This is a genomic window from Niallia sp. FSL M8-0099 (assembly GCF_038006945.1).
GTDB lineage: Bacteria > Bacillota > Bacilli > Bacillales > Cytobacillaceae > Niallia > Niallia circulans.
In genome coordinates this window covers 1,411,749-1,437,712 of the sequence record NZ_JBBOWF010000002.1, presented here as the reverse complement: position 1 = coordinate 1,437,712, position 25,964 = coordinate 1,411,749, and the positions used below count along the sequence as shown (strand labels likewise).

The following is a 25,964-nucleotide window of genomic DNA, read 5'->3' as shown; positions in this document are numbered from 1 at the left end:
CTCCAAAGGGGAGTAGCTTACAGTTACGTCGTCAATACGCGATTAAATCGCCGGCTTAACTGGCAACGAGATGTTGTTTGCGAGACCTTTGCCGTTCTTGGTAAAGGGATAAATAGATAGAAATTAGAAGCCTTTACCAAATTAATGGAAAGGCTTTTTATTTTTCTTGCAAATACTAAGGAAGCAAGGAGAATGATAAAGTCTATAAATTAGTATGTCAATTTCAAAACAAATTTTTAGGAGGAATAGAAAAATATGAAGAAAATTTTGTCAGCAATTCTCACGTTAGGTTTAGTTTTATCACCAGTAAGTATAGTATTTCAAGACTCTGTAACAACGGTAGAAGCAAAGTCTTATAAATCTGGGAAACGAAGCTTCAATAACAACAATAATAGTAATACAAATTCTTTTTTCCAAAAGAAAAATAATACAAACGATACGTCAAAATCTAATCAATCAACGACAGCGAAAAAATCTGGTGGCTTCTTCTCAGGTGGAGGTCTAATGAGAGGGTTAATGGTTGGAGGACTTGCCGGTCTGTTGTTTGGCAGCCTTTTTGCTAATATGGGAGCATTTGGGTCTATATTAGGGCTTTTCATTAATATCCTTGCGATTGTATTAGTATTCAATTTAATTAAAAGAATATTTACTTTCTATCGAAACAAAAAAAGAGAGGAAGCAAATAATTGGAGAAATTAATCATTCCAGAACAGGATATTATCAATGCAATCTGCGTCTATGTAGCACGAAAAAAACAAGTGCGACCAGAGGAAGTAGAAGTAGAGCTAATGTATGATGATGATTATGGCTTTTCAGCAGAAGCATATGTACATGATCGAAAACAAGTCCTTATCACTCAAAATATGATTGAAGCACTCAGATTGTGGTTAGATGAATATTTAAATATGGACCCATATATGGGGTTGAAATTAGTGTTAGATGATGAAGAGGGCATTATCGCAATCGCAAAGTAGAGAAAAATAGTAGAGGATATCAGGCTTTATAGACTGGTATCCTCTATTTTTCTGACTAAAATTTAATCAAAGTTCAACTTATAATCGTCTGATTTAATCATTTTTAATTTTTTTGAAAAAATATACAGTAGGAATACATTTAAAAGAAATGGAATAATTAAAAAGGTAGAAACCATAATCGTAATGTTTTTACTAGTCCAACCACCATCGGCTAAGCGCATAAAATTCATGGGCCCGACTAATCCCGATAATCCAAAACCAGCACTATAAGGAGTTCCCTGTATATTTAAATAGCCAGCCAATCCGCCCAACACAGCAGCTGTAATAATCATTGGAATAACAATCTTCGGTTTCATAAAGAAATTACCCATTTGTATTTTAGGGGATCCCAAAACATGTGCTAATGCAGTACCTAAAGAGTTTGCTTTATAGCTTGCAATAGCCAATCCAATACCTGCTGCCACAATGCCAAGGTTTGCTGCTCCAGAGCCAACTCCTGACAGAGATATAACGGTTGCTACACCTACTGTTGAGATAGGAGAAAGAATAATTAAACAGAACAAGACAGCGATAATGATACCCATGAGAATTGGCTGTAAGTTTGTAACATTTTCGATTGCGATGCCAATTAATCCAGTAGTAGATTTCATATATGGTAATAATAAGTACCCAGCCATTCCGGGGATTAATATACATAATGTTGGTAATAGAAGAATAGAATAGGCCTTCAAGCGGTCACCGATAAAACGGACAAATAATACCGCAAGCGCTGCGGTTATACCTGTGTTCAAAACAACCCCTATACCATTTAACGTAAATAACCCTTCCGCTGTTTTTTGAACAACACCACTACCAACCATTGCAGCAATACCAATACTAGCCGTCTGTATAGAGGATAGCTTAAAGGATATTCCTACCATTACACCAATTAGCACGGGCAATAAACTCATAATAAACGCAGTAATATCTAATACGTGCTGAAGCGGAGGAAAGAAAGGAATAAAGAGCTTTAAGATTTCACCAAGCAATGCATTTGGGATTAACGAGACAACAATTCCGATACTCATACCATTTAATAATTTACTGAAAAACTCTTTCACCTTAAACTCCCCATTCTCCTTGAATTTGGAGTTTATTATATGTAATAACTAGATAATCGTCAATGATTATTTTTAATGCTTCAACGCGAAAAAGTATAAAAGTAATAAAATGATTAATGTTTTTAAATCCACTATATAAAATGCAATGAAATGAACTGATTTTTTATACAAATGTAAAATAATTGGTTTGAAAAAATGCAAAATGTAAAAATAAGAAAGAGCTCCTCCTTTTCTAAGGGGAACTCTTTATGAACTGATTATATATTTCAATTTGTTTTTATTAAGAATGGAATTGTTTTTCTCCAATATTGGTTTTCTGAACACCTCGGGAATCCTTATCAAAGTTTCGGAAATACTGTTCGAGCTGTTCCAATGTTTTTCCTTTTGTTTCTGGTAAGAATTTGCTAACAAATGTTATGGCAAATACTCCAAGTACGGCGAAAAGGAAGAAGGAATTAGATAAGCCAATCTTATCGAGAAGAATTGGGAAAATTAAACCAATAAGAAAGTTTGTTATCCATAAGCAAAATACAGAAACACCCATCCCTAACCCTCGAAGTTTTAAAGGGAATATTTCTGCTAACATAAGCCAGGTTACTGGTGAGATAGCCCCTTGTTGAAATGCTAAGAAAGTAACCGTCATACTAAGTACAGCAAAGGGTAGAATAGTTGTTCCGTTTAAAGTGAAGGAGAAAATCCCAATTAGTAGTAAAGTTGTTGTAGTACCGATTAGTCCGATAATTAACATTGGTTTTCTTCCTACACGTCCCAGCAGCCAAATTCCCAGGAAGGTAGCTAATACAGAAATTACTCCATTGGCGATATTGGCAATGAGAGCGACCTCGGTAGAGAATCCAGTGCTTTCTAGTATTTGTGTTCCATAAAACATGATGGTATTTACCCCTGTGATTTGTTGAACGATGGCAATCCCAATACCAAGAAAGACAATTCTTCTAATCCAAGGTACAGCCAAATCTTTAAAGCTAACTTGTTCCACATGTGCTTCTGTTTCCACTGCTTTTTTAATTTGCTGTAGCTCTGCTTTTGCTCGTTTTTCTTTTCTAATATGCAATAATACACGAAAAGCATCTTTGAACCTGCCCTTTGATGCATACCATCTAGGGCTTTCAGGTACAACAAGCATTCCTATCCATAAGACAATAGCAGGTAAGGTTGCAATGACAAGCATGTATCTCCAAGCGTTTCCTGCACCATCCATTGTATTTCCAATAATAGCATTTGTAATATAGGCAAGTAATTGACCGCTTACGATCATTAATTCATTTTGGGTTACCATTTGACCACGTCGTTCAGCAGGAGACATTTCTGCCAAGAAGGTAGGGACAGCTACTGATGCTCCTCCAACAGCGATACCGAGTAAGAAGCGGAAAGTAACCATGATGGGGAAATTCGGTGCGAAAGTACATCCTAATGTTGTAATAAGAAAAACTGCAGCTAAATATAAAATGACTTTTCTTCGTCCATAGCTATCTGCGAGTTTCCCACTGAACATTGCTCCGAATGCTGCTCCAAATAAGAGCGAGCTAGTAACAAGACCTTCAGTAACCGCATTGAGGTTTAGCTGATCTGGACGAGCCATATAGGGTAAAGCCCCATTTATTACACCAGTATCAAATCCAAAAAGAAGACCACCAAATGTAGAGATAATGGCAATGATTTTTAAATTATTTTTTTTATTCGTGTTGGTGTTCCTACTGTCAGGGTTTAATTGGTCACTCATAGTATTTACTTTCTCCTCCTCTTATAATAATGCTTTTTTCTAGTGTCCATTATTATTGTTATATTTGAAATGTAAATCGAAGTTCATCTCCTTTGCTAACCTGTCGTTCTATCCCTTTTAAATGAGATTCTTAGACTGCGAAAGGCAATTACTTTACTTGAATAATAAGTGGGATATATTTCATTATTATCTTTTTTAATCGTATATTGTTTTTGCTATGTAAGGGATAGACGTACCAATACATTACCCCGATAAAAATTTTTGAAAACATCTTTATATACAAGGGAAATTTTTTTCACTAGAATTATTATCTTGCAATTTTATTTAGAGCCTATGCTCAAATAAAAGAATAACAATAATGTGTGAAGACCGCTCTTTTTAGGGAAGGCATTTATTTTAAGCCTTTTTTATAAGAAAAAAGTAAAAATGGAGTGGATTTTCATCAGAAGAATAATAGATAGGAATAGATGAGTTAGAAATTAGTGAAAGGGGAGGTGATATCTTAACAAATTACAAGGGAAATCAGCCAAAGTGGGGAGGGAATCAGCCAAAGTAGGGTGAGAATCAGCCAAAGTAGGGTGAGAATCAGCCAAAGTGGGGAGAGAATCAGCCAAAGTGGGGAGAGAATCAGCCAAAGCGGATAGGAAATCAGCCAAAGCAAGCAGGATCCCCTTTTAGATAGGGATCATCTGCTTTCTACTAGCTTTGTAGTTGTTTTAATCGGAAGAACTTACCTTTTTTATCCATTAACTCGTCATATGTACCAAATTCACTGCAGCTACCATTTTCAATCACAGCAATTTTATCGGCCTTTTTTATGGTGGATAATCGATGGGCTACGATGAAGGTGGTTCTATTTTTGCATAAAATAGATAATGCTTCTTGAATTTTTGTTTCGGAATGGCTATCAAGGGCAGAGGTAGCTTCATCTAGAATAATTACCTTTGGATTCCGGATAAGTGCCCTGGCAATGGAGACCCTTTGTCTTTGCCCACCAGACAGTTTATCTCCGTGTTCCCCTATTTTTGTATCTAAACCATCGGGCAATTTCTGAATGACTTCCCAAAGATTTGCAGCTTTAAGAACTTCCTTTAGGCGTTCTTCTGAGACGCTAGGCATTCCGTAAGTAACATTTTCTCTAATCGTTCCAGAGAAGAGAATAGTTGATTGAGGTACAACTGCCAAATGATTTCGATATGAGCGCAAATCAAGAAAGGCCATATCGTGCCCATCTAATAGGATCTTTCCTTTTGTCGGTTGGATATAGCCAATTAATAAATGAAGAATGGTGGACTTTCCAGAGCCAGATTCTCCCACAAAGGCAATTGTTTCTCCTTGTTTTATTTCTAAGTTTAAACTATGGAGAATGTCCCTCTTTTCATTTGTATAGCGGTATGCGACGTTTTGGATAACAAAATGCCCTTTTACTTCCTTTAGTCTTTTTTTATTTTCATGTTTCTCCACTTCACCTGCTGTAAGAACTTCGCCAATAGATTCAACAGATTCCATTCCTTTTGCAATAGTTGGAATTAAAGTAATCATACTAGAAACAGAGTTAACTACTGTTGTAAAGTATGTTTGATACATGACGACTTCACCAGGAGTAATGGTTCCTTTTAATGCCAGAATACCGGTAAATACTAAACAAATAATTTGAAAGAGTTGAAAGCTAGCCCAACTTACAGCTCCAAATAAGGATTGAATCATATCTAAATGAAATCCTTTTGACAAAATTTGCTGGAAACGATTATTTAAACGAGAGACTTCTTGCTTCTCTAAAGCATGTGCTCGAGCAATGGGAACTAATTCAATCATTTCAATGACTCGTGCTGATGTTTCTTCCATTTCTCTTCGGAATTCTGAATTCGAGTGCCTAATTTTTTTTCGAAAGGCTACAATGATAATGGCAGAAATAGGAACAGTTAGAATAAAAAATAAAAAAACAGTTGGACTATTATATAAAGTTATTCCTAGTGCAACAATTAAATTCACAAGTATGTTTAAGCTCGTGACGAATACTTGGGAAGAAAGAGTTTGAACAGCTTCTACATCTCGCATGATTTTTGATTGGAGACGTCCAGACTGCATTTCTTTATGAAAGGGAATGGATAATTCCTGCAATTTTTTGATAAGAGAAGCGCGTAGTCCGGATTACGCTGCGAATAGCTATACTATTATATTTCGTATGATAATAATTAGTGAGGATATTTTGTAATACCAGAATCACCATAATGATGGCATTTATATAAATGGTACGAATGCCGCCACCATCTTTTATGGTAGCGGCATTTATTACATTGGCTATTGCAATCGGCATTACCCATGCTGGAATATGTTTGATTGTATAAAAAACAGCAGATAGCAATAGTTTTATATAATGTCCTTTGTAGAGATGGATTAGTACTTTGAAAGAGTTCTTTTGGTGGGTGTCATAGCTTTGCTGAACAATTTCCTCTAATGTATCCAAGGTATTCACTCCTTAAAAACGCCTTATAAACGGTGATACATCTCTCTTATATGGGTGATGGCTGGCCCAATTGCGTTTCCTTGTGTTTCTTCTAAAGTAGCATGAAGAAAAGGTCTATCGTATTTTAGATAAGTGAGAATTGGTTCAAAGTTTAGCATTCCCTTACCAACAGGGACGATCTCTATTTTTCCTTTATTCACTGTAAAGTCTTTAAGATGAATCATAGCAATATGATCATGTAACAAGTCTAATGCTTCATTTAGAATAAATTCTCTTTCTGAGACATTATGGACGTTTATTAGATTCGCAATATCTAGAATGATTTTTAAATGAGGAGACTGTACCTCGTCTATGAGACGTTTTGCTAATGGAGCAGAATAGAGAGGGTGGTTAAGCCCAGCTTCGATTCCCACCGTTATTCCAAAGTATTCAGCATATTCTACTAGTTCCAGCACAGAGCTCCTAGCGATTTGATAAGCTTCTTCTGTGAAATTTTCAGGAGTAAAACCTTCGCTTACACTGCCAGTTTCTGTACCAACGAGGCTGGCACGAAAATCTCGAGCAAGCTGTATATGGGTTTTAAAATCATTTAATGCCTTATGGCGCACAGCAAGATTTCGACTCGAAATATTAACATAGCAGCCTAATGTGCTAATTTTTATCCCGTTATTAGCAAAGTAATCGCCAAAAAAACTGGCTATTCCTGGTGATAGACTTTGAAAGGAGGGGACATAATCTGGAAAAGACTTTTTTATCGCAAATTGAATATTGGTAAATTGATAGTCTCTTAACTGCTTACATAATTCCTCGAGGCTTAGTTGGCCTAAATCATGAGCACGAATACCAAGATTAAGTGTTAACATTGGATTCCCTCCTGAATTAATTTTTAAAAAACTTTTTTAAAGGTAGATCACTTCCTTTTATTGCATTACATATCAGCTTGGCAATTGTTTCGGCTCCCTGGTCATTGAAATGAGTATCATCTTTTACTCCATTTGGATAATTGCTGGATTCATGGGCCTCAAGGTGGAGAAAAAGGTTCCTGGATAAGTCTGGGCCAAGGGATTGAAACAAGTCTATTGATTTTTTATGAATATCTAGAAGTGTTACATTGTAAGTCTTGGCGAGTTCCCTCATAGCTTGTGGGTATTCACCAAGAGACATATGATCAATAAGCTGATTTCTAAAATGCCTTCGAGAAACGGAAGTAAGTAATACTGGGTGTGCGTTATGCTTATTGGCGGTATGAATAAATGTATGCAAGTTTGTTTGATAGTCTCCGTATGGATCTGTTCCGCGAGCTTGGTCATCTTTTTGGTCGTTATGTCCAAATTGAATAAAGAGATAATCTCCAGGACGAATTGCCTGTTCAATGGCAGTTAGTCGTCCTTCGTTTATAAAAGATTTGGTACTTCTTCCATTTACAGCTCTATTATCAATAATAATTTGGTCTGTGAAAAAGGAGGAAAGTTTTTCTCCCCAACCCGTTTCTGGACGCTTATCTGGTGTTTTTTCTGCGGCGGTAGAATCACCTGCTAGAAATATAGTTATCTTGTCTGACATAATTCCCCTCCAATATTCACTTTAATGAAATGATTATCATGACAAAGTAGTTTTTAACCAAGCTTCTGCTAAACTCAACCAGCGATGGACATAGGGAGATTCCTCTGCTAATGCCAGCCCATGTTTCCCAGAAGGAAAAATATGATATTCAAAAGGAATGTTAAATTTGGCTAAACTTTCGGCTAACATGATGGTATTTTGAATAGGGACTGATTGATCATCAGCAGTGTGCCACATAAAGATGGGCGGCATATGTTCGTCGACCAAATGTTCAATCGAATAAGCCTCAACTAAATGGTTAGGCGGATTTTTCCCCAAAAAATGCTCTCGGCTTCCAGAATGCCCATAAGGTTCCGTGAAGGTAACAACTGGATAGCATAATACTAGCGCATTAGCACGATTGTTTATTTTGGTACAAGCAAGACTTGCTAGATGTCCACCAGCAGAAAAGCCAAGCACACCTATTTTATTTTCTAATAAATTCCAATCCTTGGCATTATTTCGTAGTTGACTAAATACTTCTTCTAGTTCCTTTATAATGCTTGTATGATTGATTGTTCCAACAGGATAATAGAGAATTCCAGCATGATAACCAATCGAATGAAGCCATTTTACAATTGGCTGTGCCTCTTTTTCAGATAAATGGTGGTACCCTCCACCTGGACAAACGAGAATGAAGGGTCTTTTTTTATTATCTAAAAGGGAAAGGTGTAATGTCATATGCTGATTTTCTTCTGAACTGTGGTTATAGTTATCATTGATGATTTTCGACATAAGAATGCTCAAATCCGAAATATTGTTTAGCATTATGGTAGCTAATGTCCTTAACTAAGCTTCCAAGCAAGTCCTCGTCCTCTGGGGCTTCACCTCGTTCGACAATTTCTCCGATAAATTCACAGAGCACTCGGCGGAAATATTCATGTCTTGTGTACGATAGAAAGCTTCGTGAGTCTGTTAACATCCCGACAAAGGTGGAAAGGAGACCAGTGTCACTAAGAACGGTTAATTGATGGCGCATCCCAGCTCTCGTATCGTTATACCACCATCCTGAACCTAGCTGAAGCTTTCCAGGTGTGTGTTTTTGATAAGATCCCATTAAAGTAGCTAAAACAAAGAAGTCATTTGGGTTCAGGGAATAAAGAATTGTTTTCGGTAATTTCCCCTCTTTTTCTGCACGGTCTAACAGACGCTGCAAGGGTATGGTAAGAGGGAGATCGTTCACACCATCATATCCAGTATCAGGACCTAATTGGTTAAACATTGCTGAATTCGTATTGCGATATGCATGGATATGAAGCTGCATTGTCCAATTATGCTCATGATAAAAACCGATTAAGCGAGTTAAGGTTTCTGTACGATATGCACTGATTTCATATGGGGATAATGCTTCATTTTTAAGTCTTTTTTGAAAAATCAATTCCAGTGTTTTCTCATCTGCTTCTTCATAGGTCAATATATCCAGTGCATGATCCGATAATTTTCCGCCCATTTGATGGAAATAATCAACACGTGCTTTAAGTGCCTCTATTAATCCTTGATAGGAATTAATCGTAATATGTGATTGTATACTTAGCCTTTCTACCCATTCGATAAATCCATCTTGGTCAATATTTAATGCTTTATCGGGACGGAAAGAGGGAAGTACTTGAAAGTGTCGTTCTGTGTTCTTTAAGCGTTCATGGTAATGCAAATCATCAGTCGGGTCATCGGTCGTACAAACTACTTTAACATTTGAATTGATGATAATATTGCGACGCTTAAAGTCAGCGGTAGCCAATTTCTCATTGGCTAAATCCCAAATAAGAGGGGCATTCTCCTCATTCAGTAATAAATCAATGCCAAAGAAACGTTTTAGCTCTAAATGGGTCCATGTATATAAGGGATTACCAATTGTTTTAGGTACTGTGCGTGCCCAAGCTAAAAATTTGTCATAATCAGAGGCATCGCCAGTAATGTGAGTCTCTGGGATACCGTTTGCGCGCATTAATCGCCATTTATAGTGATCACCTGCTAACCAGGCTTCTGTAAGGTTTTTAAAGTTTTTATTCTCATAAATTTCTTTCGGATCTAAGTGACAATGATAGTCGATGATAGGCATCTGCTTTGCATGGTCGTGAAATAGTTTTTGAGCGATATCATTTTTTAATAGAAATTGGTCATTTAGAAACATTAGAATCCCTCTTTCGTTATTTTTTATAATTCGTGTTTAATAGTGCTTTTATTGTCTCAGTGCCCAAAAGCTCAACGATAGATTGCAAAAGGAAACAGAGAGAGCGTCAGCATTACTGCTTTCAATGAATGCACCACAGGTTAACACTATGTTTCTATAAATCTTCTCTATCATAGCCTCATTGACCTATCTTTTATAAAGTAACTCCTGTTTTAAATATAGCGATTTCGCGAACACCATTTGCTTCGTTACGTGTTTTTTCTCCACTTGCGACCGCTATTACTTTTTCAATAAATTCCTCTAATACTTCATTCATTGGTCGTTCTAGTAAAGGACCGGCATTAAAGTCCATCCAATGCCTTTTATGTTCATAAATGGTAGAATTGGTTGCTACTTTTACAGTTGGAACAAAACTGCCAAAAGGCGTTCCTCGGCCTGTTGTAAATAAAACTAAATGACAATCAGCAGCGGCAAGCGCAGAAGAAGCTACTAGATCATTGCCTGGTGCTTGCAATAGGCTTAGCCCTTTTTTGGAGATTTTCTCTCCATACTGCAGTACATCTACAACCGGTGCTGTTCCAGCCTTTTGTGTACAGCCTAATGATTTATCTTCTAGAGTGGTAATCCCTCCAGCCTTATTTCCTGGGGAAGGATTTTCATAAACAGGCTCCCCATAAGAATGAAAGTAGTGTTTAAAATCATTGATTAAATGGACGATATCTTCGAAAACCTTTTCATTTTCTGCCCTAGCCATAAGCATTTGTTCTGCACCAAACATTTCAGGGACTTCTGTTAGGATAGTGCTGCCCCCTTGGGAAATTAAGAAGTCCGAAAAAGCTCCTAATAGCGGATTAGCCGTAATTCCAGAGAAACCGTCGGAACCGCCACATTTTAGGCCGACATTTAGCTCGGCAATTGGAATAGGTTCTCTCTGATCATTTTTAGCAGCTTCATATATCTCTTCTAATAGTTCTAAGCCTGCTTCTATTTCGTTGCCTACCTCTTGTGCAACTAAGAATTTAACTCTTTTTCCATCATAATCTCCTAGTAACTCTCTAAATTCAGCAATAACGTTATTTTCACAGCCTAATCCAAAAACAAGTACTCCGCCAGCATTCGGGTGGCTCACAGCGTCTATTAATATACTGCGAGTATTTTCATGGTCTTCTCCTAATTGGGAGCAGCCGTAGGGATGCTTTAAAATGGTAATATTATCGAATGTACCTAAGTCAGGATGGAGAGCTTCAAATTCTTTCAGCATATATTCTGCCGTTCCGTTTACACAGCCAACGGTCGGTACAATATATAAGTCATTGCGAATTCCTACTTTTCCATTTGCCCGTCTGTATCCTTGGAAGGTAAGATCCTTTTTAGGGTATTTTACTTGGTGGATATCTTGCTCATACGTATATTCAAGTTCTCCATCTAAATTTGTTTTTACATTATGCGTATGAAGCCAATCCCCCCGCGTAATCTCCGTCAGCGTATGTCCGATAGGATAGCCATATTTGATTACATTGCTAGATTTTTGAATATCAGTTAAGGCTATTTTATGGCCTTGGGGAATATTAGCTTTAGCTGTGATCGAGATGCCATCAAGATAGACTGTTTCCGCTGCGTTAATTGGTCTTAGGGCAACCGCGACATTGTCTCGCTCATTTAGTTTTAATAGAGAAGGAGGCCGCTTTTTGTTATTTAGCTTTTGTAAAACAGCTCGGGCACCGTCTTTTCTAAGCATATGGATATATGCAGTTACTTCTTCCGCAAGGTTAGGAATAGTGGTTAAGTCTGTATCCCATAAATTTTTGTCATTCAAAATAGTAAAAGCGATAGTTTCAGGATTTTCCCAAGCGTTTGAAAAGGCCTCAAGGACTTCATCGCTATCCTTTGGTTTATATTGTGTTCCCCTGTAGGTTAGGAATAAAGCAGCAAGAGAAGCAGTCATGTATGGAGGCAATTGCTGCTGTTTTTCTTGGTATTTAATTAGCAGCGGTAATAAGCGTGCTTTATATTTAGAAACACTGTTTAAAGCAATGGATGATAATTCATGGCGGATAAAGGGATTTTTAAAGCGTTCGATTATAGATTTTGCATAGGCCTTTAAGTCATCTAAAGGGAGAGGTAATAATGGCATAATTTCTTGCTGCATTAATTGATTAATAAAGACAGCAAAATCTGCATCATTCATCACATCTTCCACAGTTTCAAGACCAGCAAGTAATCCAAGTGGGACCATCGCTGTATGCGGGCCATTTAATAAGTGAACCTTTCGTTCTCGATATGGTGTCATATCATCGGTTACCAGTACATTCAATCCCGCCTTTTCGAGAGGAAATGATTCTTTTAATTCTTGTGGACCTTCAATGACCCATAATAAATAAGGCTCTGCTTTAACCATTAAGTTATCAATATAGCCATGTTCCTCATTAAGCAGATTTGCTGTATCACGTGGATAACCTGGAACAATGCGATCTACTAAGCTGCAGCAGAATATATTTTCAGCATGAATCCAGCTAATAAATTCCTCTTCTAAATTCCATAGACTTGCATATTGTAAGACAATTTCTTTAAGTTGATCACCGTTACGATCGATTAACTCACAAGGAATAATCGTAAATCCTGGTTTTTTTAATTGAAAGCGCTTGAATAGTAGGGCAGTAAGTTTTCCAGGAAAACTAGTTGAAGGTTGATCGATAGAACAATCCCTTTCATCAAATTGTATTCCAGCTTCTGTAGTATTAGAAATAATAAAGGCCAATTCTTCTTGTTCTGCCAATTGTAAATAAGTTTCCCATTCTTCATAAGGATTAATTAATCGATTAGCAGTTGTAATAATTTCACTCGTCTGAACCATTTGACCTTGATAGAACCCCTCAAGCACGACAGTATAAAGGTAATCTTGTTCTTCTAAGGTTGGATTCGAAACATGCTTGGTCGGCTTCACTAACACAGCACTACCGTTGAATAAATGCTGGTTATTCATTTGTTGTAGTTGCCAATTAAGAAATCCTCTCATGAAATTTCCTGATCCAAATTGAATGACCTTTTCTGGAAAAAAAGACAAATTAGGTTTTAATTGCTTTGAAAGCTTTTCCACTATAGTTCCTCCTTTTGCACACGTTAACATTTTATGATAAAGCAAAACAGTTATGACTGTTTTGTTGGAAAACTAAGCGATTCTCTTTTAACTAAGAATGTGTCTACTAAGATTTGTGTCTTTTCTAATGTTCCGTTATTCATTAACGCAATGAGCATTTGCATGCCAATTTCGCTGATTTTATCAATAGGCTTATGAATAGTGGTTAGAGCTGGAGTAGAGTATTGCGCAAAAGCTATATCATCAAATCCAATGATTGAGATATCATTTGGCACTTTCCTCTCTTTCGAAAAACAAGCTTTTAATGCACCGATTGCCATATCATCGTTTGCGCAAAATACAAGACTAGGCGGAGTCGGCAGATCTAGCAATTGCTTCATTTTTTCAAAGCCGCTTTCCATACTATAATCCCCATTGACCATAAATTCAGGCTGTACAGGAAGCCGATGTTTCGATAAGCTATTGACAAATCCTTGTTTCCTTTCAGCTGAGGAACGGAAAGAGCTTTTTCCATTAATGTACGCTAAATTCTTATGACCAAGGCTAATCGCCTCATCGATAGCCTGTTCTACACCTTGTTGATCGTTTGCCGAAACATTTGGAATAGAAGGATCATCTAGTCTGCGATTTAGTACAACCAAAGGTATGCCGGTTTGTTGTATATAGTAAATAAATGCATTGTCTGTATCACTTTGGCTTAGTACGATAATCCCGTCAAATCGTTTGGAAATGATTTTGTCAAAATGGACTAATGTATCAATACCGTTTACTGCAATACTGTAGTTTTCATCTAGCACAGAATTAACACCTTTTATTACATCTACAAGAAAACTTGAACTTGTTCCATGGCTGATACTAGAGAAAAAAACGCCAATTGTGTAAGATTTCTGGTTTACGAGACTTTTAGCATTAAAGTTTGGTACATAATGTAATTCTGCTGCAATTTTTTTAATTTTGTCTTTGGTTGCAGGTTTAATAAGGGGACTATCATTCAGCGCTCTTGACACAGTGGTGTGCGAAACGCCTGCAAGCTTTGCGATATCCTTAATGGTAACCATAGTTCCTCCTGATAATAATGTTAACGTTCACATTTTATAATTCTTCAGGCAGTTTGTCAATCGGTCATTTGCTGCACACGTGAAAAAATCCACTCGCAAAAGATAGACTAGATATGCTATTATATGTATATTCTAATCCAAATTATAGAAAATAATCATTTCATAATAGATAAGAAAATGATTATTTTTCGTATTAAAAATTGTTGAATAAGTTGATAACGCTTACAATAAAAGTGTGTTAAGAGGAAATAAGGAGTGTGAGGATTTGAAGAAATTAAGGTTGTTTTACAAATTATTTTTCCCCTTTTTTCTATTAGGGATTAGTATTGTAGTTGGCTTTAGTGTATTTATCTATAACTCTACCTATCACTCCGTCGAAGAGGAATTTCTGAAGGACAAACAAAATTATACAAAACAAATTCTTAATAATGTAGAGCAAAAGGTGCGAACGATTGAATATGGATATACGGCATATAGTTCTACTGCAAACTTTGAGACGATTTTTAAGAAGCCGTTATCAGGAAAAGACTTTGATACATATCGTGATATAAAAAAAGAAATCAGTTATATAGAAATGATGGGAATAGAAGGAAGTAAGCATAATTTAATCAGCCTGGCAGAAAATTGGGGAATAATTGACGGCTCTTTAAAGAAATTATCGGAAGAGGAAATTGCTGGGTATAAGGAAAAGTATGTGGAAAAGGCGAAGCAAAGCTTATTTTGGAGACCAACAAGTACTGGAATTGAGATGATTATGACTTTACCTGTTTATCAACGTGATAAATTTGCTTTAGGAATATCTAATATTCCAAGAAGCAGCATTGATGAGATTGTTGATAATGAACAAGATAGTTTAGTAGAAATATATAATAGTAAAAATGAATTACTATATTCAAGTAGACAAAAGGAAAGGCTGTTGTCTCACGAGAATTATGAGAAAATGATAAACGAGGGAGAGAATATCAAAATAGTAGACACAGAGGGTAAAAAGTTTGTGTATGCTCAGTCAGACTATAATCGCTGGATTTATGTTGTACAGATTAACCCAAAAGAAATCTCTAATATGATTAATAATACAAGGATTGGTTTACTCATTGTCTCGACCTTATTGATTATTTTGGTCGGTATCATTTCCTATATGTTAGCAAATTCTTTTTCAAGACCTATCCGCAAATTACAGGAGAAATTAGCAATAGATCATCTAAGTGGGCAGAAGAATGAACTCTCCCTTGTTGCTGATTCTGTTGACAAGATTATTGGTCAGAATGAAACATTAATGGCTAGCTTAACCATGCAAAAACCACAGCTTGAGACGCTGTTTGTCTTAAGCTTATTTAGAAATAGAATAACAACAAATGAAGCTAAGCACAGGTTAAAACAATTTGGCTATTTCTTTAATGATACGCATCATTTTTACACAGGATTAATACAAATTGACAATATGGATAGCCAAAAAATTGTTGAGAAAGATTTATACTTATTGGCTTTAAATAATATTGTCGAAGAAATAGTCCCTGCTAAGGAAAGATTGATACCTATTGTATTAAATGATGAGATGCAAGCAACCATATTTATAACCGATGTAAATGATCATGATTCCAGTCGAAGAATTATGAAGTATTATGAGGAAATACAATCTGCGGCAAAGGAATATTTAAATATCACTATCAGTATAGGGATAAGTCCTGTTTATCAAACATTAATTAGTAGTAAAAAGGCAGTTGATTTAGCAAAAGAAGCGCTGCATTATCGTGTAAATGTAGGACCAGAGTCTATCATTTTTTATGATGATATTGCTCCTCTCTTGAATGATGCTTCTATTTCTAAATATCCTGTAGAATTGCAAAATGAACTTTTAAATACGATTCGCTCAGGAAATGAGGAGGAAGTGCAGGAGACAGTAGATACCTTAATTAACGAAATCTTCCGGATGAATAAAAATCCGGTCAGCTTAGAAGTAACACTTATTCGGTTAATAAATGAGATTATTCAACTTGGGCAGCTGTTAGGTGCAGAGGCGAAGATTTTTGATAGTATAAAGCCGCTTTATTATGAAGCGATTAATGCCTATTATCCTGCTCGAATAAAACAAATGCTAATTGAACATCTTATTACGCCAATTATTATCAGCACACAGGATAAAACGGATAAGGAGTTTCGATCTTTATCTGATAAAATTGTTCAAATCATTCAGACAGAGTATGACCAGGAAATTTCTTTAGACGTTATTGCTGACCGTCTTCATTATAATCCGAATTACTTAAGCAGCGTTTTCAAGAAAGAATATGGAGAAAACTTTGTTGACTATCTAATGGGATTCCGACTGCAAAAGGCTAAATCCCTGCTAGAAGAAACAAATATGCCAATTAAGGAGATTGCCGAAAAACTCCAATATCGAAATTCTCAAAACTTCATCCGTTTTTTTAAAAAGAAAGTAGGCATGACCCCAGGGGATTATCGGAAACAATATAATCATTAATTAAAAAGCGTGCAAGAAAGAGCTTATTCTTGCACGCTTTTTATGAACCGCAATTAAGATAGTCTTGAGCACATCCTGAATTTCTGTGAGAATAAGAGATAACATCATAACCGGTAAGGACAAGCCAGATGAGAAAGGGTTCTCTTTTAAATGTATGAGGATATAAGTTACTAGAATATCGTTTTGTTGACTGGTAAACAAATTGCTGTCAATAAAAGCATCTTTTCTGTAAGGTCATCCCTTTACAGAGCCTACCAACGCTCCTTTGACAAAATATTTTTGAACAAATGGGTATGCAATAAGCATTGGTACTGTTGCTATAACAATAACGGCCATCTTAATCGTTTGCGCAGGTGGAATAACGTCAACTGACGAACCTTCTGCTTGCATGCCGCTTGAAACAATAACAATCTGTCGCAATAAAACTTGAATTGGCCATTTCGTAGAATCATTAATATAAAGAATAGCTGTCATATAAGTATTCCAATAGGTAACGGCATAAAACAAAGAAATGGTCGCAATAGATGGTAGTGCCAATGGCAGCATAATCTTCCAAAAGACTCCTAAATCTGTGCAGCCATCCATTTTAGCTGATTCTTCTAAACTATCCGGTAGTGCTTGAAAGAAGTTTCTCATAATAATTAAATTAAACGCATTAATTGCTACAGGCAGTATCAAAGACCAATAAGAATCAATTAATCCAAAGGCTTTAACTACTAAGAAGGTAGGGATCATGCCACCGCTAAATAACATAGAGAATACAACAAGAAAGTTAAGAAATCCTCTTCCATTAAGATATTTACGTGATAAGCCATAGGCCATCAAAGATGTTAGGACCATACTTACTAAAGTACCGACGCCAGTAACGCCAACGGATACCGCTAAAGACTTAAAGAGTGTTGGCGTAGAAAGAATATAACGGTATGCATCTAATGAGAAAGTTTCAGGAATCAGAATAAATCGTTTAGCTACAACTTCTTGTGTAGAAGCAAAGGAACTAGCTATAACATTTACAAAAGGCAGAAAACAAATTAAGGCAATAATGATTAAAATGGTTCCATTAATAATGGAAAAAACCCGTCCTCCTTTTGTTATTTTCTTATTTTTATACACTTTTTCCATATAGATCCTCCTTCTTATTTTGTCTAACTACAACTTACAACTAATGATGATGTTTTATTGCTCGGATTAAGACTGTAAACCGAGCCACAAGCAGTTAAGGAAAGGTCCGTTTCATAAAGTTGTTTTCTTTTTCCGCAGCTGGGAATACACTTTGCTATCCGTATGGCAAATATCTGCAGATCCTTTTAGAAGCCTTCATAAAGTCAACACTCTTTGTAGAAAACAGCCTAAGAAATAGATCTACTCTCTTACTATAAAGTTACTTTATCAAGAGAAGATAATTACGTATATAATCACTATTTCAGGAAAAGAAAACGCTTACCGAGTTCGTTTTTTTCGATTGAAAAGGCAGATAATCATTTGGACAAAATGGTAATCATTACATTGGGTGGGGAAGAGGAAACTATCGATAGAATAAGGTTTTGTAAGCGTTATCAAATAATGATTATATACGTAATTATGCTTTTTCCATATGCTTAAGGTATGAATTAAACATCACACCATAAAGTAAGGAGGTAAATAATGGAAAGCGTCATTAAGCCTAATGATCAGACATTACCTGAGTTAACTATGAAGCAGCGAAAGAAGATTAGAAGACAAAAAACTTGGGCTAATATGAGAAAGAACAAACTTCTATATTTAATGATTTTCCCTGGCTTTCTCTATTTTATTATTTTCAAATATTTACCGATGGGCGGATTGATCATTGCTTTTCAAGATTATCAACCGTTTTTAGGGATTTTGGGCAGCCCATGGGTAGGGATGAAGCATTTTATTCGCTTATTTACAGAACCAACCTTTTTTATGCTTTTAAGTAATACACTTATTTTATTTGCTTTAAATATTTTCATTTTCTTTCCCATGCCGATCATCTTAGCGCTTATGCTAAATGAAGTCAAAAACAAATATTTTAAATCTGGTATCCAAACGTTAATTTATATCCCCCATTTTATGTCATGGGTAATTATTGTTTCCATTACATATGTCTTTTTAAATGTTGATGGTGGATTGATTAATGAAATGTTAGCAGCAATGGGCTTTAATAAAGTCAGTTTTTTAACTTCGCCTGATTGGACGCGAACCGTTTATATTGCACAAGTAATTTGGAAAGAATTAGGCTGGTCTACTATCATATATATCGCCGCTATTACAGCTGTAGATACTCAATTATATGAAGCAGCGGAAATGGATGGAGCAGGACGACTGCGCAAAACATGGCATGTAACATTACCGGCCATTCGACCAGTAATTATTACTTTATTAATCTTAAAAATTGGCAGCACGTTAGATTTAGGATTTGAACACATGTATCTCTTATTGAATTCATTAAATAGAAGTGTCGCAGAGATTTTTGACACCTATATTTATACAGCTGGTTTGAAGAATGGACAATTAAGCTTTAGTACGGCTGTTGGTTTATTTAAGGGATTAGTAGGATTAGTTTTAGTTATGCTTTCAAATAAGCTTGCCAAGAAGTTTGGTGAGGATGGGGTTTATTAAAGTTAGGAGAAAGTGAGGAATTGGATGTTAAAATCAGTGGAAAAAATAAATCACATTTTTACAACAATATTAAACTTAGTTTATGTGAATTTCCTCTGGTGGCTCTTTACTTTATTAGGATTGGGGATATTTGGGGCAGGACCAGCAACCTATGCACTAGTTAGTATCATGAGACAGTGGATGAGGGGAAATACCAGTCTCCCTATCTTTTCTTCTTATTGGAAGTATTACAAAGAGTCCTTCAAGGAATCCATAGTTACTAGCTGGATTTATTTACTACTCGGCTATATGTTAGTAATCGATTTACTCCATGTTACAAACTGGTATCTCAAAGTATGCTTGATGATCATATTCTCGTTATATTTCCTTTCTGCCGTTTATATTTATCCATTAATGGCTCATTATAACTGGAAAGGAATATTCTTTCGCATAAAGATGTCCTTTATCTTTGGTTTTTCTTGCTTGCAATATTCTCTATTATTGTTTGTTGTGATTGGCGCTACCTATTGGACAGCAATCACATTTTTTCCTGGGATTCTCACTTTCTTCGGTATTAGTTTCTTATTTTATATGATTACTTGGACAGCAAATCAAGTGTTTACTAGAATGGAATTACAAAATACAGAAGAAGTAGAAGATACAACCGTCTATCCTACGCTTAACGGACAGTAAGACTTAATTTTAAGCTTATCCAATTCGGGGAAGATAGGTGGGAAAGCATCGATATAGAACCGAATGGTTCCACTAATCAGTGCAAACATTCATTGATGGAACTTTCGCTTTATCAAATTGTAAAGGAGCGTTTAAATGAAAAAACTATCAAAGTTAGCCAGTATTAGTTTAGCAGGTATGTTGTTATTAGCGGGTTGTAGTGGAGGAAAGGAACAATCATCTGGGACGTATGATGAAAATAGTAAGGCTGAAATTACGTGGCTGAATATTCTACATACGGCATCTCCTCCAACAGATACTATTTTAGATAAAATCGAAGAGAAAACGAATGCTGAAATTAAATTTTCGTGGATACCGGACGCTTCAAAAGAAGAAAGAATTAATACTGCATTAGCCTCTGATTCATTAGCCGATATTGTTACATTAACTATTCTGGAAAATTCCTCTGTCCGTAATGCATTGAAGTCTGGAATGTTTTGGAATGTAGAAGATTATTTAGATGAATTCCCTAATCTAAAGGAAATTTCACAAGATGTACGTGATTCTGCTTCCATAGAAGGAAAGCTCTATGGTATTCCCTTTCAGAAGGATTTAGCACGTAATGGTGTCGTTTTACGTAAAGACTGGCTTGATAATTTAGGTCTTGAAGTTCCGAAGACTGTTGATGAATTAATGGAAGTTTCGAAAGCGTTTACAGAAAATGATCCTGATGGTAATGGGCAAAATGATACAACTGGATTTGTAGATCGGAACGATTTAATATATGGAGCCTTTAAAACATTAAGTTCTTATTTCGGTACACCTAATGTATGGGAAATGGATGAAAATGGAGACTTCATTCCGGAATTTGAAACGGATGGTTATGTAAAAACAATGGATTATATGAAGGAGCTGTATAGCAATGGCTGGATAAATAAAGACTTTGCTGTTACAGCAAAAACAGACCAGCAGCAAAGCTTTGCACAGGGAAAAGCAGGAATTTATATTGGTGCCCTTTTCGATGCTAAAAACCTGCAAACGATGGCTGCAGGCATCCAAGATAATATGGAATTAGCATTAGTGAACGATATGGTATCGGAATCTAATCCTGAACGTGCCATTTGGGCTGCAAATAATGGAATTGGCGGATTATTGGCCTTTCCGCGTTCAGAAGTAAAGGATGAAGCAGAATTAAAGAGAATTCTTAAGTTTGTAAATGATTTACTAGATCCAGAAATTTACACATTAATGACATATGGTTTGGAAGATGTCCATTATAAACTAACAGATGATGATTCATATGAAATTATCAATCAGGATTTATGGACACAGGAAGTGCAGCCATTCGCGGCTTCTAGACCAAAAGAGTCAGGCTATAATTTGAAAGATCCAAACCCAATTAAAGCATTAGCAGATGAAATGATTGCAGACAATGCGAATTATGCCGTGTTAAATCCTGCTTATTCTTTAGAATCTGCAACCAATACATCACAAGGATCAGAATTACAAAAGATTATTACTGATGCCACATACCAGTATATTTTAGGCGAAATAGATCTGGATGGCTTCAAACAGGCTGTAAAGACATGGGGAGATTCTGGCGGAAACACGATTAAAGAGGAATATAAAGCAGCATACGAACAAACGAAATAATTTTGAATAAAGGTGAGGGGAAAGCAGATTTCGGCTAGACACTCACCTTAAAAAATTTAAAAACAAGATTTTTATAAGGCAAGCAACAATCTTCATGAAGAGGCTTTATAAAGAATCTAAATAGGATGGGAGAATATAAGAATGGCAGAAATGAGTTGGTCAGAGAGAACAGCACAATCCATTATGGAAAGACTTCCACGATTATATGAAGATAGAGGCTATAACGGAAAATGGTCTTATGATTATGGAGTTGTTTTAAAAGGGTTTGAAAACCTTTGGAAACGAACAGGCAAGGAGAAATATTTGCATTTTATAAAAGAAAATCTCGATTATTTTGTTCAACCGGATGGAACGATTAAAGGATATGAAGTATCAGAATTTAATATTGACCATATTAACAATGGAAAATTACTATTTCAACTTTTTAAACAAACGGGAGAGGAAAAGTATCGGCAAGCAGCCGATTTATTGAAATCCCAATTAGAGCTGCATCCAAGAACATCAGAAGGTGTTTTTTGGCATAAGCAAATTTATCCGTATCAGATTTGGCTGGATGGCTTATATATGGGGGCGCCATTCTATGCGCAATATCAAATGGAATATCGAGATGGAGAAGGTCTTGACGATATACTTCACCAATTCAAAATCAGTTATCAACACTTATTAGATGAAAAGACAGGGCTTCTTTATCATGCATGGGATGAGAAGAAAGTCCAGCCATGGGCTAATAAAGAGACAGGACTATCAGAGAATTTTTGGGGAAGAGCCATGGGATGGTATGTCATGGCATTAGTAGATACATTAGAAATTATTCCAAAGGATACACCTGATCGCCCTTTTTTAGAAAAAATTCTTAAGAATACATTGGCAGCATTACTAAACTATCAGGATAAGGAAAAGGGTGTTTGGTATCAGGTAGTCGATAAGCAAGGGGAAAAGGGAAATTATTTGGAGGCGTCTGCAAGCAGTATGTACGTATGTTCTATTGCAAAAGGGATACGCCTTGGAGTTTTAGAAAAACAAGAATGGCTGCATCCATTAAAGAAAGGCTATCAAGGATTATTAGATGAATTTGTTTTGCTGACAAAAGAGGGATGGGTCAATTTAAATAAAAATTGTCAGGTAGCAGGACTTGGCGGAGCTGACAAACGAGACGGAACTTATACCTATTATATTAGTGAACCAATTATTTGCAATGACCAAAAAGGCTTAGGGGCCTTTTTACAGGCATTAGTGGAAGTGGAGGAAGTTATTAACGAATAAGGAGATTATAAAATGAGCGATTATATTATCACTGATTTCGGTGCAGAGAATGATGGGAGTATATGTACAGAGTCGATTCAGAAGGCGATAGATAAGGCATATGAAAATGGAGGAGGCAGAATTGTTATCCCGCCAGGTGAGTTTCTGACAGGTGGGCTTTTTTTAAAGAATCATATTGAACTTCATTTAGCCGCAGGAGCAGTATTGAAATTCTCTGATCAGCAAGCGGACTATTTCGTTGTTACGTCTAGATGGGAAGGTGTCGCTAGAGAAGTATATGCTTCATGCTTATACGCAGAAAATAGCCGGCATATTGCGATCACTGGCTTTGGAACCATTGACGGAAATGGAGAGAAATGGTGGCATCTTTTTCGAAATGAGCGAGAGAAGCTGCTTTATCCGCGGCCAAAATTGATTAGCCTAGATGGTTGTGAAAACGTATCGATTAAAGATGTGACCTTAATAAATTCTCCAAGTTGGACGGTTAACCCCATATGCAGTAACAACATTACGATCGATAATATAAAAATTCATAATCCGCAAGATTCACCAAATACAGATGGCATTGATCCAGAATCCTGCATGAATGTTAGAATCAGTAATTGTCATATTGATGTAGGGGACGATTGCATTGCGATTAAGGCAGGAACAGAGGATACGGCAGAGCGAGTAGCTTGTGAAAATATAACGATTACAAATTGTACCATGGTTCATGGACATGGAGGAGTAGTGCTTGGCAGTGAGATGAGCGGTAATATTCGAAATGTCACCATTAGTAACTGTGTCTTTCAGGATACAGATCGTGGCATTCGGCTGAAGTCTAGACGAGGGCGTGGAGGAGTCGTTGAAGATATTCGTGTAAGTAATATCGTAATGGAAGGTGTAATTTGTCCGTTCATTTTAAATTTATATTATTTCTGTGGTCCTAAAGGAAAGGACAAATACGTATGGGATAAAAATCCTTACCCAGTAACTAATGAGACTCCGATGTTTAGGCGCATTCATTTTGCCAATATAACGGCTAGGAATGTTCATGCTGCAGCCGGATTCATATACGGTTTAGCCGAGCAATATATATCAGAACTAACTTTTAACCAAGTGGATATTTCTTTGGCGGTAGATGCGATTCCTGGAAAACCAGCAATGATGGCAGGCATAAAAGATATGAATAACCGGGGCTTTTATGTCGGTTTTGCAAAGGATATTTTATTTAACCGGGTAACGGTTGAAAACCATGAAGGTCCAGCTTTTTATCTCGAAAATTGTGAGGATATCGAGTTAATAAACTGTAAGTCTAAAAATACAAAGAAGGAAGAAGCGCTCTTGAAGGAAGTGAAGGCGTAAGTGGAAAAACAGCGAAAAAGGCTAATAGAGTTATTAGGGGATTATCCACATGCAAAGGATAGGAAGGTGCAGCTAATAAGGAGGGAAGAGAAAGATAACTATGTATTAGAAAGCCTCATGCTGCAATTAAATGAGGAGGAATCCGTACCTGCTTATGTTGCCAAGCCTCTAAACAAGGAAGGTCCGCTGCCTATCGTCCTCTTTAATCATTCACATGGGGGGAATTTCGAACAGGGAAAAGAAGAGCTGTTAATAAGTAACAGTTACTTACAATCCCCATCTTTTGTCGAGGCTATAACAAATTTGGGATATGCTGTAGGATCCATTGATATGTGGGGATTTAGTGAGCGGAAAGGTAAATTAGAGAGCGAGTTAGTCAAAGAAATGTTATTAGATGGAAGAACGCTATGGGGGATGCGGATCTTTGATAATATTGCTTTTCTAGATTATCTTGTGGAAAGGACGGACATCGACCAAAACAGAGTAGCGACGATTGGAATGTCAATGGGAGGCCTTATGAGCTGGTGGATGGCAGCACTAGATGATCGCATAAAAGTAACCGTAGATATAGCTGCACAGGTACATATAGAAACATTAAGGCAGAAACGGGGCCTAGATCATCATGGTTTTTATTATTATGTGCCAGGCTTTTTAAAGCAGTTTTCTACTTTAGCTGTGCAATCGTTAATTGCCCCAAGACCACGCTTGAGTCTTGTTGGAAAAGATGACCGCATGTGTCCGCTGGAAGGCGTAATGCTGCTAGATGAGGAATTAGGAAAAATATATGGAAAATATGATGCAAAGAATCAGTGGAACAGCCAAATTGTAACTGGCGGTCATCAAGAGACAAAGGAAATGAGAAAGCAATGGGAAAACTTTTTGCAGAAGCATTTATGAAAAATGAACTTCAATTTGTCATTGGGAAAGGCAATGATTGTGATTTTATGAGTATTCAGGAAGCCATTATGCATTGTTCCAATATCGAGAGACCTGTTACATTCATCATCCTAGGTGGAGATTACTATGAAAATATCCTTCTTTATCAATCAAATCGCAAGTTGTTTGGAATAGGAACGGTCCGGATTATTGGAAATAAGTATGCACGGCAATTGGATGAGTTTGGTTGTGAAATTGGTACTTTTCAAACAGCGACTCTTTTTATCAATGGAGAGAATATCTGGATAGAAAATATCGAAATCATAAATAATTCGGAGCCGGGAGAAATAGTGGGGCAAGCAGTTGCTTTATATAGTGAAGGAAACAAAGTTAGCTTTAAAAATTGTTCCATAAAAGGGTACCAAGATACCGTTTGTCTCGGTCCATTGCCAGATGTACAAAAGGATGGAACTCCTTTTTCAACACCAGAGATAAAAAATAACTTTCAGAACAATATAACGACCTTTATCCATTGTTCTATTGAGGGAACCGTTGATTATATATTTGGTGGAGGAGAAGCAAAGTTTGAAGAATGTGAATTGAAATCTCTTAAACGGCCTAACAACCTGCCAGGATATATTACGGCAGCAAGTACTGCGATCGGGAAAAATGGCTTCCTATTTTCTCGTTGCTATTTAACAGCAGATAAGGATGTATCTAATGTCTTTTTAGGGCGGCCGTGGAGACCATACGCCAATGTAACTTTTTCTCAATGTAGAATAGGGGCTCATATTCACTCGGATAAATGGGACGATTGGGGAAAGAAAGAGAATCGAGAAACAGTAACATTTCGGGAAATAGAAAATTACTATGCTTAGTTGAGCCTCTAATCAGTTAGAGACTAGG

20 protein-coding genes and 2 pseudogenes are annotated in these 25,964 nt (G+C 36.5%); 10 read left to right on the top strand and 12 right to left on the bottom strand.

All coding sequences use genetic code 11. The features are described from left to right. The first annotated feature begins 255 nt into the window (after positions 1-255). Positions 256-699 (top strand): hypothetical protein, encoded by a 444-nt coding sequence (locus NSQ92_RS21600; protein WP_095258286.1) that lies wholly within the window; start codon positions 256-258, stop codon positions 697-699. Then, complete coding sequence (locus NSQ92_RS21595) at positions 687-974, top strand: YxcD family protein (RefSeq protein WP_047940899.1); 288 nt, start codon at positions 687-689, stop codon at positions 972-974. Before NSQ92_RS21600 ends, NSQ92_RS21595 begins: the two co-directional genes overlap by 13 nt. A gap of 62 nt (positions 975-1,036) precedes the next feature. On the opposite strand, the gene NSQ92_RS21590 is transcribed toward NSQ92_RS21595, so the two are convergent. The 11 genes and pseudogenes from NSQ92_RS21590 to NSQ92_RS21540 form a co-directional block, all read right to left on the bottom strand. Then, complete coding sequence (locus NSQ92_RS21590) at positions 1,037-2,074, bottom strand: PTS transporter subunit IIC (protein ID WP_047940898.1); 1,038 nt, start codon at positions 2,072-2,074, stop codon at positions 1,037-1,039. Positions 2,075-2,354: 280 nt separating this feature from the next. Beyond that, positions 2,355-3,815: a sugar porter family MFS transporter gene (locus NSQ92_RS21585; RefSeq protein WP_047940897.1), complete on the bottom strand. Its 1,461-nt coding sequence runs from the start codon at positions 3,813-3,815 to the stop codon at positions 2,355-2,357. A 699-nt stretch (positions 3,816-4,514) separates the two neighbouring features. Beyond that, entirely contained in the window at positions 4,515-5,903 is a 1,389-nt protein-coding gene (locus NSQ92_RS21580; protein ID WP_341153214.1) for an ABC transporter ATP-binding protein, read from the bottom strand. Between the two features lie 4 nt (positions 5,904-5,907). Continuing rightward, entirely contained in the window at positions 5,908-6,282 is a 375-nt protein-coding gene (locus NSQ92_RS21575; protein WP_341153213.1) for a hypothetical protein, read from the bottom strand. A gap of 23 nt (positions 6,283-6,305) precedes the next feature. After that, positions 6,306-7,145 (bottom strand): sugar phosphate isomerase/epimerase family protein, encoded by an 840-nt coding sequence (locus NSQ92_RS21570; protein WP_061797031.1) that lies wholly within the window; start codon positions 7,143-7,145, stop codon positions 6,306-6,308. Positions 7,146-7,161: 16 nt separating this feature from the next. Further along, positions 7,162-7,845 carry a rhamnogalacturonan acetylesterase gene (locus NSQ92_RS21565; RefSeq protein WP_341153212.1) on the bottom strand — a complete coding sequence of 228 codons (684 nt, stop codon included), beginning with the start codon at positions 7,843-7,845 and terminating at the stop codon, positions 7,162-7,164. A gap of 36 nt (positions 7,846-7,881) precedes the next feature. Beyond that, entirely contained in the window at positions 7,882-8,619 is a 738-nt protein-coding gene (locus NSQ92_RS21560) for an alpha/beta hydrolase (RefSeq protein ID WP_341153211.1), read from the bottom strand. Then, a complete protein-coding gene (uxaC, locus tag NSQ92_RS21555; protein ID WP_047940892.1) occupies positions 8,600-10,015 on the bottom strand; it encodes a glucuronate isomerase in 1,416 nt (471 codons plus the stop codon). The genes NSQ92_RS21560 and uxaC overlap by 20 nt, the downstream gene beginning before the upstream one ends. Positions 10,016-10,208: 193 nt before the next feature. Then, positions 10,209-11,687 (bottom strand): annotated as a pseudogene (locus NSQ92_RS21550) (UxaA family hydrolase); the annotation flags it as partial. 36 nt (positions 11,688-11,723) lie between these two features. After that, positions 11,724-13,142 (bottom strand): annotated as a pseudogene (locus NSQ92_RS21545) (tagaturonate reductase); the annotation flags it as partial. 20 nt (positions 13,143-13,162) lie between these two features. Continuing rightward, positions 13,163-14,170 (bottom strand): LacI family DNA-binding transcriptional regulator, encoded by a 1,008-nt coding sequence (locus tag NSQ92_RS21540; protein ID WP_047940891.1) that lies wholly within the window; start codon positions 14,168-14,170, stop codon positions 13,163-13,165. A 265-nt stretch (positions 14,171-14,435) separates the two neighbouring features. Here NSQ92_RS21540 and NSQ92_RS21535 point away from each other — a divergent pair, with 265 nt between their 5' ends. Continuing rightward, positions 14,436-16,649: a helix-turn-helix transcriptional regulator gene (locus tag NSQ92_RS21535; protein ID WP_047940890.1), complete on the top strand. Its 2,214-nt coding sequence runs from the start codon at positions 14,436-14,438 to the stop codon at positions 16,647-16,649. Between the two features lie 234 nt (positions 16,650-16,883). On the opposite strand, the gene NSQ92_RS21530 is transcribed toward NSQ92_RS21535, so the two are convergent. Continuing rightward, the gene (locus NSQ92_RS21530; RefSeq protein WP_047940889.1) at positions 16,884-17,771 is read right to left on the bottom strand and encodes a carbohydrate ABC transporter permease; all 888 of its coding nucleotides are present in this window, start codon (positions 17,769-17,771) and stop codon (positions 16,884-16,886) included. 570 nt (positions 17,772-18,341) lie between these two features. Here NSQ92_RS21530 and NSQ92_RS21525 point away from each other — a divergent pair. The 7 genes from NSQ92_RS21525 to NSQ92_RS21495 all read left to right on the top strand — a co-directional run bounded on the left by NSQ92_RS21525 (position 18,342) and on the right by NSQ92_RS21495 (position 25,936). Beyond that, entirely contained in the window at positions 18,342-19,271 is a 930-nt protein-coding gene (locus NSQ92_RS21525) for an ABC transporter permease (protein WP_213084020.1), read from the top strand. A gap of 24 nt (positions 19,272-19,295) precedes the next feature. Then, positions 19,296-19,943, top strand: a complete 648-nt coding sequence (locus NSQ92_RS21520; protein ID WP_341153210.1) for a YesL family protein — start codon at positions 19,296-19,298, stop codon at positions 19,941-19,943. A gap of 135 nt (positions 19,944-20,078) precedes the next feature. Further along, positions 20,079-21,575 carry an extracellular solute-binding protein gene (locus NSQ92_RS21515; protein ID WP_047940886.1) on the top strand — a complete coding sequence of 499 codons (1,497 nt, stop codon included), beginning with the start codon at positions 20,079-20,081 and terminating at the stop codon, positions 21,573-21,575. Positions 21,576-21,716: 141 nt separating this feature from the next. Beyond that, positions 21,717-22,838, top strand: coding sequence for a glycoside hydrolase family 88/105 protein (locus NSQ92_RS21510; protein WP_172885254.1), 1,122 nt, complete (start codon positions 21,717-21,719; stop codon positions 22,836-22,838). A 12-nt stretch (positions 22,839-22,850) separates the two neighbouring features. Then, entirely contained in the window at positions 22,851-24,182 is a 1,332-nt protein-coding gene (locus NSQ92_RS21505; RefSeq protein ID WP_341133385.1) for a glycoside hydrolase family 28 protein, read from the top strand. After that, complete coding sequence (locus NSQ92_RS21500) at positions 24,183-25,079, top strand: dienelactone hydrolase family protein (RefSeq protein WP_412973368.1); 897 nt, start codon at positions 24,183-24,185, stop codon at positions 25,077-25,079. Further along, complete coding sequence (locus tag NSQ92_RS21495; RefSeq protein ID WP_341153209.1) at positions 25,049-25,936, top strand: pectinesterase family protein; 888 nt, start codon at positions 25,049-25,051, stop codon at positions 25,934-25,936. Before NSQ92_RS21500 ends, NSQ92_RS21495 begins: the two co-directional genes overlap by 31 nt. Positions 25,937-25,964: the final 28 nt, after the last annotated feature.